The sequence below is a fragment of the Enterococcus sp. C63 genome, from assembly GCF_040887215.1.
Lineage (GTDB): Bacteria > Bacillota > Bacilli > Lactobacillales > Enterococcaceae > Enterococcus_B > Enterococcus_B hirae.
Map to the genome: position 1 here is coordinate 25,096 of NZ_JBFOFI010000009.1, position 17,045 is coordinate 42,140.

16 protein-coding genes are annotated in these 17,045 nt (G+C 37.5%); 13 read left to right on the plus strand and 3 right to left on the minus strand.

Translation table 11 applies throughout. The features are described 5' to 3' along the window. Positions 1-143 precede the first annotated feature (143 nt). From yaaA to rpsR, 7 genes are all read left to right on the plus strand, one after another. A complete protein-coding gene (gene yaaA / locus AB3H90_RS12455; RefSeq protein ID WP_010720502.1) occupies positions 144-386 on the plus strand; it encodes a S4 domain-containing protein YaaA in 243 nt (80 codons plus the stop codon). Next, complete coding sequence (gene recF / locus AB3H90_RS12460; RefSeq protein WP_034697664.1) at positions 373-1,494, plus strand: DNA replication/repair protein RecF; 1,122 nt, start codon at positions 373-375, stop codon at positions 1,492-1,494. Before yaaA ends, recF begins: the two co-directional genes overlap by 14 nt. Further along, complete coding sequence (gene gyrB, locus AB3H90_RS12465; RefSeq protein WP_368016810.1) at positions 1,495-3,441, plus strand: DNA topoisomerase (ATP-hydrolyzing) subunit B; 1,947 nt, start codon at positions 1,495-1,497, stop codon at positions 3,439-3,441. 19 nt (positions 3,442-3,460) lie between these two features. Further along, positions 3,461-5,959: a DNA gyrase subunit A gene (gyrA, locus tag AB3H90_RS12470; protein WP_010720499.1), complete on the plus strand. Its 2,499-nt coding sequence runs from the start codon at positions 3,461-3,463 to the stop codon at positions 5,957-5,959. 399 nt (positions 5,960-6,358) lie between these two features. Then, entirely contained in the window at positions 6,359-6,658 is a 300-nt protein-coding gene (gene rpsF, locus AB3H90_RS12475) for a 30S ribosomal protein S6 (protein ID WP_010720498.1), read from the plus strand. 51 nt (positions 6,659-6,709) lie between these two features. Then, entirely contained in the window at positions 6,710-7,222 is a 513-nt protein-coding gene (ssb, locus tag AB3H90_RS12480) for a single-stranded DNA-binding protein (protein ID WP_010720497.1), read from the plus strand. Between the two features lie 25 nt (positions 7,223-7,247). Further along, complete coding sequence (gene rpsR / locus AB3H90_RS12485; protein WP_002288370.1) at positions 7,248-7,484, plus strand: 30S ribosomal protein S18; 237 nt, start codon at positions 7,248-7,250, stop codon at positions 7,482-7,484. Positions 7,485-7,634: 150 nt separating this feature from the next. On the opposite strand, the gene AB3H90_RS12490 is transcribed toward rpsR, so the two are convergent. Further along, positions 7,635-8,042 (minus strand): hypothetical protein, encoded by a 408-nt coding sequence (locus AB3H90_RS12490; RefSeq protein WP_010736777.1) that lies wholly within the window; start codon positions 8,040-8,042, stop codon positions 7,635-7,637. A gap of 238 nt (positions 8,043-8,280) precedes the next feature. On the opposite strand from AB3H90_RS12490, the gene AB3H90_RS12495 reads away from it, so the two are divergent. Continuing rightward, a complete protein-coding gene (locus AB3H90_RS12495; protein WP_034697669.1) occupies positions 8,281-10,254 on the plus strand; it encodes a DHH family phosphoesterase in 1,974 nt (657 codons plus the stop codon). Between the two features lie 5 nt (positions 10,255-10,259). After that, the gene (gene rplI, locus AB3H90_RS12500) at positions 10,260-10,712 is read left to right on the plus strand and encodes a 50S ribosomal protein L9 (protein WP_010720494.1); all 453 of its coding nucleotides are present in this window, start codon (positions 10,260-10,262) and stop codon (positions 10,710-10,712) included. Positions 10,713-11,104: 392 nt separating this feature from the next. Here rplI and AB3H90_RS12505 read toward each other — a convergent pair whose 3' ends face one another. Together AB3H90_RS12505 and AB3H90_RS12510 are read right to left on the minus strand one after the other, a co-directional pair. Further along, complete coding sequence (locus AB3H90_RS12505) at positions 11,105-11,596, minus strand: glycine zipper family protein (protein WP_368016811.1); 492 nt, start codon at positions 11,594-11,596, stop codon at positions 11,105-11,107. A gap of 48 nt (positions 11,597-11,644) precedes the next feature. After that, the gene (locus AB3H90_RS12510; RefSeq protein WP_014834375.1) at positions 11,645-11,767 is read right to left on the minus strand and encodes a hypothetical protein; all 123 of its coding nucleotides are present in this window, start codon (positions 11,765-11,767) and stop codon (positions 11,645-11,647) included. A 467-nt stretch (positions 11,768-12,234) separates the two neighbouring features. Between AB3H90_RS12510 and dnaB the strand changes: the two genes are divergently transcribed. The 4 genes from dnaB (at position 12,235) to AB3H90_RS12530 (ending at position 16,874) form a co-directional block, all read left to right on the plus strand. Continuing rightward, entirely contained in the window at positions 12,235-13,602 is a 1,368-nt protein-coding gene (gene dnaB / locus AB3H90_RS12515) for a replicative DNA helicase (RefSeq protein WP_010720492.1), read from the plus strand. 436 nt (positions 13,603-14,038) lie between these two features. Continuing rightward, positions 14,039-15,331 carry an adenylosuccinate synthase gene (locus AB3H90_RS12520; protein ID WP_010720491.1) on the plus strand — a complete coding sequence of 431 codons (1,293 nt, stop codon included), beginning with the start codon at positions 14,039-14,041 and terminating at the stop codon, positions 15,329-15,331. 336 nt (positions 15,332-15,667) lie between these two features. Further along, complete coding sequence (locus tag AB3H90_RS12525; protein WP_010736781.1) at positions 15,668-16,531, plus strand: DegV family protein; 864 nt, start codon at positions 15,668-15,670, stop codon at positions 16,529-16,531. Positions 16,532-16,787: 256 nt separating this feature from the next. Continuing rightward, positions 16,788-16,874, plus strand: a complete 87-nt coding sequence (locus tag AB3H90_RS12530; RefSeq protein ID WP_223603319.1) for a putative holin-like toxin — start codon at positions 16,788-16,790, stop codon at positions 16,872-16,874. The last annotated feature ends 171 nt before the right edge of the window (positions 16,875-17,045 follow it).

The following is a 17,045-nucleotide window of genomic DNA, read 5'->3' on the forward strand; positions in this document are numbered from 1 at the left end:
AAGGCTTTTTGTTTATTTTTGTTTAAAACACCTTTTTTCGCTTAAATCGTCTTATATGGAAAAATATATGGATAAATTTGTTTTATTGCCTAAAAAAAGGTATAATAGAGTATACATTTATTAATGAAAATGAGGGATGAACATTGAAACAACAAGTCATTCTAAAAACAGAATTTATGACGTTGGGTCAAATGCTAAAAGAAGTCACAGTAATTAGCAGTGGTGGACAAGCAAAATGGTATTTAGCTGAAAACACTGTCTTGGTAGACGGCGAACCAGAGAATCGTCGTGGACGAAAACTTTATCCCGGCATGATGGTTGAAGTTCCAGAAGTGGGAACTTTTTTTATGGTAAAAAAAGGAATAAACGATAATGAGGCTGAATAAGCTGTATCTAAAAAATTATCGAAACTATCAGGAATTAAAGATTACGTTTACTAAAAACCTTGTCATTTTTTTAGGAGAAAATGCCCAAGGTAAGACGAATCTTTTGGAAAGTATTTATGTTTTGGCTATGACGAGAAGTCACCGTACCAGCAGTGAGCAAGAATTGATCGGATGGCAAGGCGAGCAAGCACTGATCCAGGGCGAAGTGACAAAAGGAACCTCTAAGATTCCTTTGGAGATCCTTCTTTCAAAAAAGGGACGCAAAACAAAGATCAATCATATCGAACAAAAAAAATTAAGTAGCTATGTTGGTCAATTAAATGTCATTTTATTTGCACCTGAAGACCTTTCATTAGTAAAGGGTAGTCCGCAGATCAGGCGAAAATTTCTTGATATGGAGTTAGGACAGATCAATCCGATCTATCTTTACGATTTGGTTCAATATCAAGGTATCCTAAAACAAAGAAATCAATATTTGAAACAACTGAATGAAAAAAAACAAACAGATTTACTTTATTTAGATATTTTATCTGAACAGTTAGCTGAATTTGGAAGTAAAGTATTGAAAGCACGTGCACAGTTTGTTCGACGACTGGAATTTTGGGCAAATACATTGCACCAACAAATCACCCATCAAAAAGAGCAATTAGAGATTGAATATGTCACCTCGTTTTCTTCTTTAAGTACACAAACACAAGAAGAGATCCAAACACAATTTTTAGAATTGTTGAATCAAAACAAAAAGAAAGATATGTTTCGCGGAACAACGACAATTGGACCACATCGTGATGATCTTTCTTTTTTCGTCAATCAAAAAAACGTGCAAACGTATGGTTCTCAAGGACAGCAGCGGACCACTGCTTTAAGTGTCAAGTTGGCTGAAATTGATTTGATCAAAGAAGAAACTGGGGAGTATCCAATTCTTTTACTTGATGATGTAATGAGTGAGCTAGATGATAATCGCCAACTACATTTACTAGAAACGATTGAAGGAAAGGTACAGACTTTCTTAACAACAACGACACTTGATCATGTAAAAAACAAAATGACTGTTGAACCAGAGATTTTTTATGTTCAGCAAGGGGAAATAAAAGGAGAAGAAGGCTAAATGACAGATGAAAAAAGTTTAGTAGAACGTGCAAAAGAATATGATGCCAGTCAGATCCAAGTTCTTGAAGGACTTGAAGCCGTTCGAAAACGTCCTGGTATGTATATCGGCTCCACAAGTTCGGAAGGATTACATCACTTAGTATGGGAAATCGTTGATAACTCTATCGATGAAGTCCTAGCAGGATTTGCGACGAAAATCCAAGTAATAATTGAAAAAGATAACAGTATTACTGTCATCGATGATGGCCGAGGTATCCCCGTTGATATCCAAGCCAAAACTGGTCGTCCAGCGGTAGAAACGGTGTTTACGGTACTCCATGCTGGTGGGAAATTCGGCGGAGGCGGTTATAAAGTATCTGGTGGTCTTCACGGGGTAGGTTCTTCGGTTGTAAATGCGCTCTCCACTCAGCTTGATGTAAAAGTCTACAAAGATGGAAATGTGTACTATCAGGAATATCGTCGTGGTGCTGTTGTCAATGATCTGAAGATTATTGAACAAACCGATCGAAACGGGACAACTGTTCATTTTATACCAGATCCAGAAATCTTTACGGAAACAACAGTTTTTGATTTTAATAAGCTAGCGACCCGTATCCGCGAATTAGCATTCTTGAACCGGGGAATGAAGATCTCGATTGAAGATAAGAGAGAAGAATCTCCAGTAGTAAAAGAGTACCATTATGACGGTGGGATCAAGAGCTATGTGGAATATTTGAATGCAAATAAAACGGTCATTTTTCCAGAGCCAGTTTATTTAGAAGGAGAACAACAAGACATCACGGTAGAAGTTTCCATGCAATATACCGATGGTTACCACTCCAACATCATGAGTTTTGCAAATAATATCCATACTTATGAAGGTGGTACGCATGAATCTGGCTTCAAGACAGCGTTGACACGTGTGATCAATGACTATGCACGTAAACAAAAATTGATGAAAGAAAATGATGATAACTTAACTGGTGAAGATGTGCGGGAAGGACTGACCGCAGTAATTTCGATCAAACACCCAGATCCACAATTTGAAGGGCAAACCAAAACAAAATTAGGTAATTCTGAAGTTCGGACAGTAACAGATCGTCTGTTTAGCGAGCATTTCATGAAATTCTTGTTAGAAAATCCAAGTGTTGGACGACAAATCATTGAAAAAGGATTGTTGGCTTCTAAAGCACGTCTAGCAGCGAAACGTGCCCGTGAAGTAACCAGAAGAAAAGGCGCATTAGAAATCAGTAATTTGCCTGGTAAACTGGCGGATTGCTCAAGTAATGATCCAGAAAAATGCGAATTGTTCATCGTCGAAGGAGATTCTGCCGGCGGTTCAGCAAAACAAGGGCGAAATCGTGAATTTCAAGCAATTTTACCGATTCGTGGGAAAATCTTAAATGTTGAAAAAGCAAGTATGGATAAAATTCTAGCCAATGAAGAAATCCGCTCTTTATTTACCGCTATGGGAACAGGATTCGGTGAAGACTTCGATGTTTCCAAAGCTCGTTACCACAAATTAGTGATTATGACGGATGCCGATGTCGATGGTGCCCATATTCGAACATTGCTCTTAACCTTGTTTTATCGTTATATGCGCCCAATTGTTGAAGCGGGATATGTTTATATTGCACAACCGCCGCTATACGGGGTAAAACAAGGGAAAAAAATCACGTATGTACAACCCGGTAAAAACGCTGAAGAAGATTTGAAACAAGTAGTTGCTTCTCTACCAGCTACACCAAAACCAAGTGTTCAACGATACAAAGGGTTAGGTGAAATGGATGACCATCAACTATGGGAAACAACGATGGACCCTAGCAATCGTATGATGGCTCGTGTTAGTGTGGATGATGCTATCGCAGCTGATCAAATTTTTGAAATGTTAATGGGTGATCGAGTGGAACCTCGTCGTGCATTCATTGAAGAAAATGCCCATTATGTGAAAAACTTAGATATTTAGTCATGAAGGAGGAAAAAAGATGAGTGAAGAAATCAGAGAGAACATCCATGATGTCAATCTAACTAGCGAAATGAAAGACTCCTTCATCGATTATGCGATGAGTGTTATTGTTGCTCGTGCACTACCGGATGTTCGAGATGGGTTAAAACCTGTTCATCGCCGTATTTTATACGGGATGAACGAATTGGGTGTGACCCCAGATAAAGCCCATAAAAAATCTGCCAGAATCGTTGGGGATGTTATGGGTAAGTATCACCCCCATGGAGACAGTGCTATTTATGAATCCATGGTACGGATGGCACAACCATTTAGTTATCGGTACATGCTAGTGGATGGACATGGTAACTTTGGTTCTGTCGATGGTGATGGAGCAGCTGCGATGCGGTACACCGAAGCACGTATGAGTAAAATTGCCACGGAGATGCTACGAGATATCAATAAAAATACTGTAGATTTCCAAAGTAACTATGACGATACAGAAAGGGAACCAGTCGTACTTCCAGCACGCTTTCCTAATCTGCTAGTTAACGGAACAACAGGGATCGCAGTTGGTATGGCGACGAATATCCCCCCTCATAATTTATCTGAGGTAGTAGCAGCGATCGATCTATTGATGGAAAATCCAGAAGTAACAACCAATGAATTGATGGAAGTTTTACCTGGTCCCGATTTTCCAACCGGTGGTCTCGTAATGGGTAAATCAGGTATTCGCCGTGCTTACGAAACGGGGAAAGGCTCAATAACTGTTCGAGCAAAAGTAGAAATCACGGAGATGCCTAATGGCAAAGAACGAATTATCGTAACGGAACTTCCTTATATGGTCAATAAAGCAAAATTGATCGAACGAATCTCTGAATTACACCGCGATAAACGGATTGAAGGAATTACGGATTTGCGTGATGAGTCTTCCCGTGAAGGAATGCGGATCGTTATCGATATCCGCCGTGATGCAAGTGCTTCGGTTATTTTAAATAACCTGTATAAGTTGACTTCATTACAAAATTCATTTGGTTTCAATATGCTGGCCATTGAAAAAGGCGTTCCTAAAGTACTGAGTCTTAAACAAATACTTGAAAACTATGTAGAGCATCAGCGTGAAGTGATCACTCGCCGAACGATTTTTGAAAAAGAAAAGGCAGAAGCACGAGCTCACATTTTAGAAGGTTTACGGATCGCATTGGACCATATTGATGAAATCATTGCAATTATCCGTGGGTCTAAATCTGACGATGAAGCAAAAACAACGATGATTGATCGTTTTGAATTATCTGATCGACAAGCACAAGCGATCTTAGATATGCGTTTACGTCGTCTAACTGGTTTAGAACGTGAGAAAATCGAAAATGAATACCAAGAATTATTACGATTGATCGAAGATTTAACGGATATTCTTGCTCGTCCAGAACGTGTGACCGAAATCATCAAAACAGAGTTAGCAGAATTAAACCAACGTTTTGGTGACAAACGTCGTACAGAATTACTAGTGGGTGAAGTTTTAAGTCTTGAAGATGAAGACTTGATCGAAGAAGAAGAAATCGTTATTACACTCACGAACAATGGGTATATCAAACGTTTAGCGAACAATGAATTTAGAGCACAACGTCGTGGTGGACGTGGTGTACAAGGAATGGGCGTGCATAACGATGACTTCGTCAAAAACCTTGTCTCTTGTTCGACACATGACACCTTGCTGTTCTTTACCAATAACGGGAAAGTCTATCGTGCCAAAGGATATGAAATTCCAGAATATGGTCGAACTGCGAAAGGAATCCCGATCATTAACTTGTTAGGGATCGATTCAAGTGAAAAAATTCAAGCAATTATTGCAGTCACCGGTGAAGCTCAAGAAGGACATTACCTCTTCTTCACTACTCGTCAAGGAACGGTGAAACGGACCACCGTAACTGCTTTTGCGAATATCCGCAGTAATGGATTGATTGCGATTGGCTTAAAAGAAGACGATGAATTAGTCAACGTGTTGTTAACAGATGGTCAATCAAACATTATCATTGGTACACATGATGGTTATTCGGTAACGTTTGCGGAAGGAGCTGTTCGGGACATGGGACGGACAGCGTCAGGAGTTCGAGGTATTCGTTTAAGAGAAGACGATTATGTGATTGGTGCTGCCTTGATGAATGAAAATCATGAAGTCTTGATCATTACTGAAAAAGGCTATGGTAAACGAACGAAAGTGAAAGAGTATCCAGTGAAAGGTCGCGGCGGTAAAGGGATCAAAACAGCCAATATCACTGAAAAAAATGGTCCATTAGCTGGACTAGCCACGATTGTTGGAACAGAAGATATCATGCTGATCACAGATAAAGGCGTTATTATTCGTTTCAATGTCTCAACTGTTTCTCAAACTGGACGTGCTACACTAGGCGTACGTTTGATCAAAATGGAAGCTGATACGAAGGTTGTGACAATGGCGGCCGTCGAGCCAGAAAGCACAGAAGAAACTGAGACACCAACAGAGACCGTGGAAGATACCACAATAGATAAAACAGAAGAATAGTCAAAAAACACGGCTTATCCCAGCGATGGGAAGCTTGTAAAAATAAGCCACAACCTCCGATACACAATGATTGTCGGAGGTTGTGGCTTATTATTGTTTTATGTTTATGGATTCTTTTGCAACATAAAAAAGAATCCACCTACGAATAGCTCTTGTAGTTTTTATACTTTGTTATTGTAGGAGATCGTGTTTTTCAAGAGATTCAAAAAGAGAACTTTCGGCAGTTATTTAGTAAAGCATTTTATTAAAAACTTCTTTCTACACTATTTTCCCTTCAGCTTATTGCTTTTTTCACTCTATACGTGTATAATTAAAGATTGTGAGTAGTCTAATTTATTAGAAAACTCTCCTTGCTCTTGGGAATCTAAGAGCCGAAAGTCCATAGGGAGGTGAAAATCAATGGAAAATACGAAATATGAAATCATGTACATTATTCGTCCAAACATTGATGAAGAAGCAAAAACTGCTTTAATCGAACGTTTCGATGCAATCTTGAAAGATAACGGAGCTGAAGTTATCGAATCTAAAGATTGGGAAAAACGCCGTTTAGCGTATGAAATGAACGGTTACCGTGAAGGTATCTATCACATCGTTAAAGTGTCTTCTCCATCATCAGCAACTGCTGTCAATGAATTTGACCGTCTTGCTAAAATCAACGACGATATCATTCGTCACATGATCGTGAAAGAAGAAGCATAATTTATTGTTTCATGTGGAACAATAGAACAACGATGAGAGGAGATGAATCTTTTGATTAATAATGTTGTACTAGTTGGACGTCTAACTAAAGATCCGGATTTACGATATACATCAAGTGGCACTGCAGTAGCAACGTTTACTTTAGCTGTTAATCGTAATTTTACTAGCCAAAACGGCAATCGTGAGGCTGACTTTATTAATTGTGTGATTTGGCGTAAATCAGCAGAGACATTAGCAAACTATGCTCGTAAGGGGACTCTTTTAGGAGTTACTGGACGTATCCAAACTCGTTCTTATGATAATCAGCAAGGACAACGTGTATACGTAACAGAAGTAGTTGCTGAAAACTTCCAATTATTGGAAAGTCGTGCTGCATCTGAAAATCGTCAACAAACTGGCGGTTACCAAAGCTCTGGTCAATCGACAAATGATTTTGGCGGAAGTAATAACTATAATCAAACATCTCAATCATCCAACGGTATGCCTGATTTTGATCGTGACAATTCTGATCCATTTGGTTCAAGTTCAACGATCGACATTTCAGACGATGATTTACCATTCTAAACGAATTTGATAGGAGGGAAATAGAATGGCACAACAAAGAAGAGGCGGACGTAAACGTCGTAAAGTAGACTATATTGCTGCTAACCATATTGAATATATCGATTATAAAGATATTGAATTACTAAAAAGATTTATCTCAGAACGTGGAAAAATCTTGCCACGTCGTGTAACAGGTACAGGCGCTAAAAACCAACGTAAAATTACTGTTGCTATCAAACGCGCACGTATCATGGGCTTACTACCTTTCGTAAGTGAAGATTAATTGAAATAATGAAACGAGGAAATGGTTTTACTACCGTTCCCTCGTTTTTTACTTTTTGAGAATGATTGTTTAGATGTTTTATTATCCTCAAAAAAAAGAATGTCATCTATACTTAGAAGAATCATAGAGAAAAGCATCCACGATTTTCGTTTAGGATTGGGGATAAAGAATACTATCTTTAAAAATTCCATCTCCCCAAATCTGACTTTCCGACAAGCTGCTCTCAATCAACTCGATCGGTTGCTGATTGACTAAGATCATTGCACAACGGTAGCCAGCGAAAGGTTGATAAAGAGGCATGATGATTTCTTGTCCTTTCAATGCTAGCTCAATGTTATCGACTGTAAAAGCAACATGAGCTTCTTTTTGAATGATTGGATCAAGACGACAATCGGGACCAAAGGCATGGAGTTCGATTGGCATAGATAAAGAATTTTTCACATCCAGTGAGTACATATCGAATAAAGGACTATACTTTGTTTCTGGATGATCTTTGATTTCTTCCAGATCGATTGGTTTACCGATATGATGGAAGCTTAATTTGTTCATTTTATTCATATAATGCTCCTTTGCCTTTTATAAATTGCTCATTTGAACATTCAAAGTAGTAATAATTTGCTTTATTTCGGTTTGAGGTTAGATGATAACTGTCATTTCAAGGTTGAAAACAAGTTATTCTACCATTTTTTTTTATACAGTGAAAAGTATTTTCAGTTAAATAATCAAGCATTTGTTTAGTCGCTTGAATACGGGAAGTTATGGTAAAATTAAACTAATCAACTATGGGAGGAAGAAGATGGAAAAAGAAAAAGAAAACTTAACCCCTAGACCTCTCTTCATTTTTTTATTTTTATTGCTTGAAGTACTGGTTGTATTATTTATGCCATTTCGTTTTGTTAGCGCTTTGGTTGTGCTTTTGATGAACCTTTTTGGCTTACGTTATTGGTTGAAATTAAAACGATGGCTAATGATAAAAAATCGTGAAAAAATCCAACAAGCCTCAACGGTGGCTGAGAACAATCTTGCTTATGTCTCCGAAGTGATGCCAGTAGGAGTGATTGCGTACCAACCAACAAGCCAAAAAATTGAATGGTTGAACCCACTCGCCTTAAAAATCAAAGATCAAAGCAGCTTAACAGAAGAAGAACTATTAGATGCTTTTTTTTCGGCAAAAGAGAAAAAGAAAAAACAAGTATATTTAGCAGATCGAACCTTTCAATTTGAAATGGATACAGTAAAAGGAGTCGTTTATTTCAACGATATCACCCAAAATCAATTGTTGAAGCTCCACCAAACCAACAGTCAGCCAGTGATTGGTATCTTATCAATTGATAATTATGCAGATGCTATCGATAAGTTAGATGACAAAGAAATCTCTTATCTCAATTCGTTTGTGACTACAATGGTGTCTGATTGGATGAACGAATACCATGTCTTTTTTAAGCGGATTACTGCAGAACGCTTTTTCTTTGTCGCACAAATGATTGATTTGAAAAAAATGATGGACAAAAAATTTGATCTGTTGGATCGTTTACGTGCAGAAGCAGAGCGACAAAATTTGCCAATTACTCTAAGTATGGGGATTGCTTACGGGCAAGATTCGTTAGATGAAATTGGGGGAGAAGCCCAAAATAATTTGGACATTGCTCTAGTTCGAGGTGGCGACCAAGTTGTCGTGAAAGAACTACGTGAGGGAGCAAAACCTGTTTACTATGGAGGAAAATCAGCTAAGTCAGTCAAACGAACCCGTGTACGTTCACGAGCGATGAGTACTGCACTTCGTAAGATTTTTACTGAAACTGGCGATGTATTTATCATGGGGCATAAATTCCCCGATATGGATGCCATTGGTTCAGCATTTGGGGTAAGTTGCTTAGCTCGTTTCAATCAAAAAAAAGCGTATATCGTACTTGATGAAAACGAGATTATTCCAGACGTAGAACGATGTTTAGAGGAAATTCATAAACACCCTGAACTAGAAGCACAGCTGATTTCGCCCAAAAAAGCGATGGAGCTTAAAAAAGAAGAAGACCTGCTAGTTATGGTAGATTACCACAAACCCTCGCTATCGATCTCTCAGAGCCTATATGAGCAATTTGATAAGATCGTTATTATTGATCATCATCGACGTGGGGAGGAGTTCCCAAGTAAGCCGCTGTTGACGTATATCGAATCTTCTGCTTCTTCTGCTTCAGAGTTAGTAACAGAACTAATTCAGTATCAAAGCAATCGCACGAATCGCTTAGATCGTTTTGAAGCGACGTTGTTATTGGCAGGCATGACTGTTGATACGAACAGTTTTAATGTACGCACAACAGCACGAACTTTTGATGTAGCAAGTTATTTAAGGTCTTGTAGTGCGGATGCTTCCCTAGTACAATATTTATTGAGTTCAGATTTAGCAACCTATTTGGAAATCAGCCATTTGATTGCACAGAGCGAATATGTAACTTCAGATATTGTCGTAGCAGCTGGGACAGATGAAAAGGAATATAATAGTGTGATCGCTGCGAAAACGGCAGACACCCTCTTATCAATGATCAATATCAATGGGGCTTTTGTCATCACGAAACGAACGGACGGGCTAGTCGGGATCAGTGCTCGTAGTTCGGGCACGATCAATGTTCAAGTGATCATGGAGTCTCTTGGCGGCGGAGGTCATTTCACCAATGCAGCGACCCAATTGGAAGGTGTCACAGTAGAAGAAACCAAACAGCGTTTACTTGCTGCAATCAAAGAAAATAGGAATCAATTATATGATAAGGAGTAATGGATATGAAAGTCATTTTCTTACAAGATGTAAAAGGTAAAGGAAAAAAAGGTGATGTTAAAGAAGTACCGAATGGTTACGCACAAAATTTCCTATTAAAAAATAATCTGGCAAAAGAAGCAAATAAAAGTAGTATTAGCCAATTAGCTGGACAAAAAAAGGCACAAGAAAAACAAGAAGCTGAAATTTTAGAAGAAGCAAAAGAACTAAAAGGATTTTTAGAAAAAGAAGAAACGGTTGTCGAACTGAAAGCCAAAGCTGGTGAAGATGGACGTTTATTCGGTTCAATCCCTTCAAAACAAATTGCTGAAGGATTGAACAAGCAATACAAAGTAAAACTAGATAAACGAAAAATCGAATTGAATAATCCAATCCGTACGTTAGGTTACACGAACGTACCAGTCAAATTGCATCATGAAGTGACTGCAACGATCAAAGTGCATGTGGTAGCAGAATAGCTACCTCATCAATCATTTCTGTTAGCAGTCTCTTGAGGTTTTGTAATAGGACTTGTTGAGAAATGATCGCAGAGACTGAGAGTTCTTTTCAAAAAGAAAATCAGCCGGATTTTGATGAATCATGTCAAAATCCGGCTAATTTTTTCATTTAATGGTAAAGATATTTGATAGGATGGTATAGAAAGCATACTTTCTTTTCGATTGATTTTAGCTACTTTATTCTTACAAGATTATGTGCTTTTTAATACCCTAGATCAAAAAAGTGGGACATTAACCAGATTTTTTTGTTCATGCCCTAGACTCTTTAAGCTTAGATTATTTTTTCTTGCGATATTTCAAAAATAGTAATATCATCACAAGGATTGTTGAATAAATTAATAAAGTTCCCAGTCTCATATACTACACTGCGTTTGTGACGTTAAACTGCAAATCGGAAATTCTGCTGTTAAAGTCATCCGCACTCCTCCATTTGATCTATTTTTACTAATCATTGTTTTTACATCACTTTGACCTTGATCGCAACGTTTGGCTAATACTGCAGCACCAATAATTGTCCCAACTACAGCTCCAATCACACCACCAATTACAGCACCATAACCCGCACCATTTACTGCTAAACCAACAGAACAAAAACCTAAATAGTCTCTTAAATTAGCTAATCCTGTCTTACTAGTGGCATAATCGTTGATATCACCATTAACAAATTTTTCTGACCACCCGGTAGTATCGTAAAGTCCTCGTGCGAACGTATTGTCACCATAAGCATAGTGGACTTCAGCGCCATCATATTTTAAGATAAGAGACTGGATCAAAACTTTTGTTTCTGCTGAGTCTGGCTGATTCAGTAACTGTTGTTTGATCTCTGGACGATTCACTTCTTTCACAAAAGTTTTGTATAATTCATAGGATTCGACAATCGTGACTTGATCTAGTTAAAAATGGTTTTCAGCTGGTACACTAGCGGTTTTCTCAGCTGCATCAACGATTTGTGTTACTCCTGGTACTACAGATCCAAATAAAGACAGACAAGACAATAAAATAGCAACGAGTTTCATTTTTTTCGTAACACATTTCCTCCTAAAATTTTTTGTGCGGACTAGAAAACGTTTTCTGTAATGAATTCTAGCACAATCAATAGTATATAGTATTAAATAATCATAAGTGATCTATTTTTTGTCAAAAATGAAAAAATAGGAAAAAATAAAAAAAGTTTCCTTTTTTTCATTTTCGATTATGACAAAACCTATTGAACATATAGCTAGTTTGGTACTAGCGTAAAGGATCACTTGACTGATATACTTTTTATAGTTGTTTCATTTTATCAAGGGATCTTCGTTCTCAAAGTTTTTGCTAGTTTAAGATTTTGATGAATCTACATATGTATTTTTTGTACTTATTCTTGGTATTGACTGTCTCTTTTATTGATTTCGAAAGATAAGCAACCATTACACTCACTTTTTTAAAGTGACTTTTTTACGATTTTCTTGTAAAATAAAGCAATTGAAGACAAGGAGCGATATGTATGAATGAAGTGTGGCAGGATCGAATTCCACCGCAAAATATTGAAGCTGAACAAGCGGTTTTAGGATCGGTTTTTTTAGATGCTGAAACGATCATTGATGCCATGGAGTACATAGAACCGAAAGACTTTTATCGTCGGGGACATCAAATCATTTTTGAAACAATGATCGAATTAAATGACCGTAATGAAGCAATAGATGTAGTGACTGTAAAAGATCGGTTGGAGCAAGCGAACTTATTAGAAGATGCTGGTGGGTTAAGCTACCTTTCAGATTTAGCGTTAGCAGTACCTACTGCAGCAAATATCGTCTACTATGCGAAAATCGTTGAAGAAAAATCATTGCTTCGCACACTGATCCAAACAGCTACTGGGATCGTGACAAAAGGGTTTGAACAAGGGGAAGAAGTCCAGTCGATTCTGGATGATGCCGAGCGCAGTATTTTAGAAGTATCCGAAAAAAGAAACCGCAGTGGCTTTCTATCTATTGCAGAAGTCTTGAACTCAACCATTGAAAATATTGACCAGCTGGCCCAAAATAATGAAGAAATCACAGGATTACCGACTGGATACCAAGGACTTGATAAAATGACAGCAGGTTTTCAACCTGAGGAATTGATCATCCTAGCAGCTCGGCCTGCGGTAGGGAAAACAGCTTTCGCATTAAATATAGCTCAAAATGTCGGGACAAAAACCGATCGTTCAGTTGCTATTTTTAGTTTGGAAATGGGGGCTGAGTCACTTGTTAATCGGATGCTTTGTGCGGAAGGGTCGATCGAAGCAAGCCATTTGCGTACCGGTCAACTTTCTGAAGAAGAGTGGTCCAATTTGATCGTTGCAATGGGTAGTTTGTCACGGGCAAATATCTTTATTGATGATACTCCAGGAATAAAAATTTCTGAGATTCGTGCCAAATGCAGAAAATTAGCGCAGGAAAAAGGAAATCTTGGATTGATCTTGATTGACTACTTGCAATTGATTGAAGGAAATGGGAGAGAAAATCGTCAACAAGAAGTATCTGATATTTCACGTCAATTAAAAAAGCTAGCCAAAGAATTAAAAGTACCCGTTATTGCGTTGTCCCAGCTTTCCCGTGGAGTAGAACAACGTCAAGATAAACGTCCTGTATTAAGTGATATCCGTGAATCGGGTTCCATTGAGCAAGATGCTGATATCGTAGCCTTCTTATATCGAGATGATTACTATGAAAGAGAAGGTGGCGAAGACAATGAGGATAACGAACCAAAAAACGACAATGTCATTGAAGTCATCATCGAAAAAAACCGTAGTGGTGCCCGTGGTACAGTAGAATTACTGTTTATCAAAGAATACAACAAATTTTCGTCGTTATCCCCGAGAGAAGAATATTGATTATAAATTGACTATAAAAAAGCACCTCCAAATTATCTCGTTAATTTGGAGGTGCTTTTTTAGCTATCGATCATTCCAACTGTTCTTTATCAAAAGAAAACGCAGCAGAATCACATTTGGGAAATAATAGTATAGTAAATTAGGAAGCAGTCTACCCTAGTAATCATTATTTCTAATAAGCAAAGATGTTTAGATTACGATTCTGTCAGTGGCAACGAGTAATAAACCCTAAAAAACTATCTTATTTGCTTTGTACTAAAGGAACTTTCTTCTCTGAATAGTTTTATTTACACTAGTTTCTATTTAAAATTTATCATCGTTCGTTTTTCAAGCGTTTTTATAAAATAAATAAAAGAATCATTCGATTTTAGTTGAATAAGTAATGAGTTATTGTTACAATAATTCAGGATTAAATAAAATAAAACGAGGTGTTCAAATGTCATCTGTAGTAGTGGTAGGTACACAATGGGGCGACGAAGGGAAAGGAAAAATTACTGACTTTCTTAGTGAAAATGCTGAAGTGATCGCACGGTACCAAGGTGGCGATAATGCAGGACACACGATCAAATTCAACGGTGTTACTTATAAACTGCATTTGATTCCTTCGGGGATTTTTTATAAAGATAAAATCAGTGTGATCGGGAATGGTGTGGTAGTCAATCCTAAATCATTAGTCAAAGAGTTAGCTTATTTACATGAAAAAGGTGTAACTACTGATAACTTACGTATTTCTGACCGAGCACATGTTATTTTGCCTTATCACATCAAGTTGGATCAATTACAAGAAGATGCAAAAGGTGAAAATAAAATCGGTACAACAATCAAAGGGATCGGACCAGCATACATGGACAAAGCAGCTCGTGTAGGGATCCGTATCGCTGACTTACTAGACAAAGAAATTTTTGAAGAACGCTTACGTTTAAACTTAGAAGATAAAAACCGTCAATTTGTAAAAATGTTTGATTCTGAGCCAATTGATTTTGACTCGATATTTGAAGAATATTATGAATATGGTCAACAAATCAAACAGTATGTTACCGATACATCTGTCATTTTAAATGATGCCCTAGATGCAGGAAAACGAGTATTATTTGAAGGCGCACAAGGGGTTATGCTGGATATCGACCAAGGAACCTATCCATTTGTTACTTCTTCAAACCCAGTCGCAGGTGGCGTAACGATCGGTAGTGGCGTAGGTCCATCTAAAATCAATAAAGTTGTTGGTGTATGTAAAGCTTATACTTCTCGTGTAGGAGATGGTCCATTCCCAACTGAATTGTTTGATGAAACGGGACAACAAATTCGTGAAGTTGGTCGCGAATACGGAACGACTACAGGTCGTCCACGACGTGTGGGATGGTTTGATTCAGTAGTGATGCGTCACTCAAAACGTGTTTCAGGAATTACTAATCTATCCCTTAATTCAATTGATGTCTTAAGTGGACTTGATACAGTAAAAATTTGTACAGCTTATGAGCTCGATGGAGAATTGATTTATCATTATCCAGCAAGTTTGAAAGAATTGAAACGTTGTAAACCTGTTTATGAAGAACTTCCAGGTTGGTCTGAAGATATTACAGCATGCAAAACACTTGCTGAATTACCAGAAAATGCACGTAACTATGTCAGACGTATTTCTGAACTCGTAGGTGTGCGTATTTCAACATTTTCTGTTGGACCTGATAGAACACAAACAAATATCTTAGAAAGCGTCTGGGCACAAATTTAAGCCATTCAGCTAAGTTCGTTGAGACAGGACATTCTTGTTCCTTAAGAATGAACGAAATAGCAGAAGTATAGGTAAGAATGCTCATGCGGTAAAGAAAGAAAACGTCGAAACTGCGAAATTTGTTTTTAACATTTTTGTAGATTTTGGCGTTTTTTTCCAATAAGTAATCAAAGTTGGTTTAGAGGTGAGCGTTGTTCTTCTTTTTAATCATCCATTAAAATTTTACGAAGACAATGGTTTTCCTTTTTACAAACATAGTTAACGTTATTTGCCATGCAAGAGATTTGCTATAATAGGAGTTAAGGGTAAAATGAAAAGTTGAAGGAGTTGAAGGGTGTGTATCAAATCGTAACCGATTCATGTTGTGATCTGCCTTATCAAGTGCTACAAGCAGCCAAGGTTGATTATTTATCAATGAAGATCCAGTTAGATGAAGAAGAATTAGTAGATGATCTGGGAAAAACGTTTAATTATGATCATTATATGGAACAATTAAGAAATGGGGCTACCCCAACGACCTCACAAATCAATGTGGGTCAATACTTAGAATTTTTCCGTCCTTATGTTGAACAAAATATTCCTATCCTTTATGTTGCTTTTTCCAGTGCTTTAAGTGGATCCTATAGTAGTGCGTTACAAGCAGTAGAATTATTAAAAGAAGAATATCCAGATCCACAAGTAAAGGTCTTTGATACAAAAGCCGCAAGCGTTGGGGAAGGGTTATTAGTATTGGAAGCTGTTCGATTGAAAAACGAGGGGAAAACATTAGAAGAGAACTTAGAATGGTTAGAAAACAATTACTTAAAAGTACATTCTTGGGTAACCGTTGATGATCTCAAACACCTTGAACGTGGGGGGCGTATCTCTAAAACTAGTGCTACACTAGGTAGTATTCTAAACGTGAAGCCAATTATCACAGTCGATCAGGAAGGACGTTTGACGAATATCAGCAAAGTACGAGGACGAAATAAATCGATACAAAAAATTGTTGAAGAAACTGTTAAAACCATTGTCGCTCCATTAGAACAAACTGTTTATATTGCTTATGCTGGCGATTTAGAAAGTGCTGAAAAAACAAAACAATTACTTGAAGAGAATATTAAGATGAAAGAAGTTAAGTTATATCCACTTGGCCCTACCATCGCAAGCCATACAGGATATGGATGTATTGCCATATTCTCAATGGGAATCACTCGATAGAAAATGAGTAGTCGTTGTAGAAGAAACGCACCAAAAAAAGAACCATTCAGAAGAAAAAGAATATTCTTCGAGTGGTTCTTTTTTAGAATATAAAATAACTGATTTATATTAAGTTAAATCTTTTGTCGATAGTAAGTACTTCCTAAATTTGCTATAATAAAGCCAGTAATTCGTGGAGTGTAAAAGATGGTAGCTAATCTCTTGAACAAGGGGTGATGCTTATGGTTAAAAGCTTTGTCCCTGGAAAGGAATAAAGTTGTCAGTATATGAAGCAATACAACTCATGCTCGCATTTGCGACATTTGTGCTGTTGTTAATTGACAAAAAAGACCAAAAAAAATAACCATCTAAATCACTTTTAGCAGAGTTTTTAGATGGTTATCACATTAAAAACAAAGCTACCGTCTTTTTAACGGCGCGAATTACTGATGAAGGGGTTGTTAGAGCAATCCCTTTTTCACTATCCATTATAGCTTATCAATTGGAAAAAAGTAAAGCGGTTGATTAAAAAAAT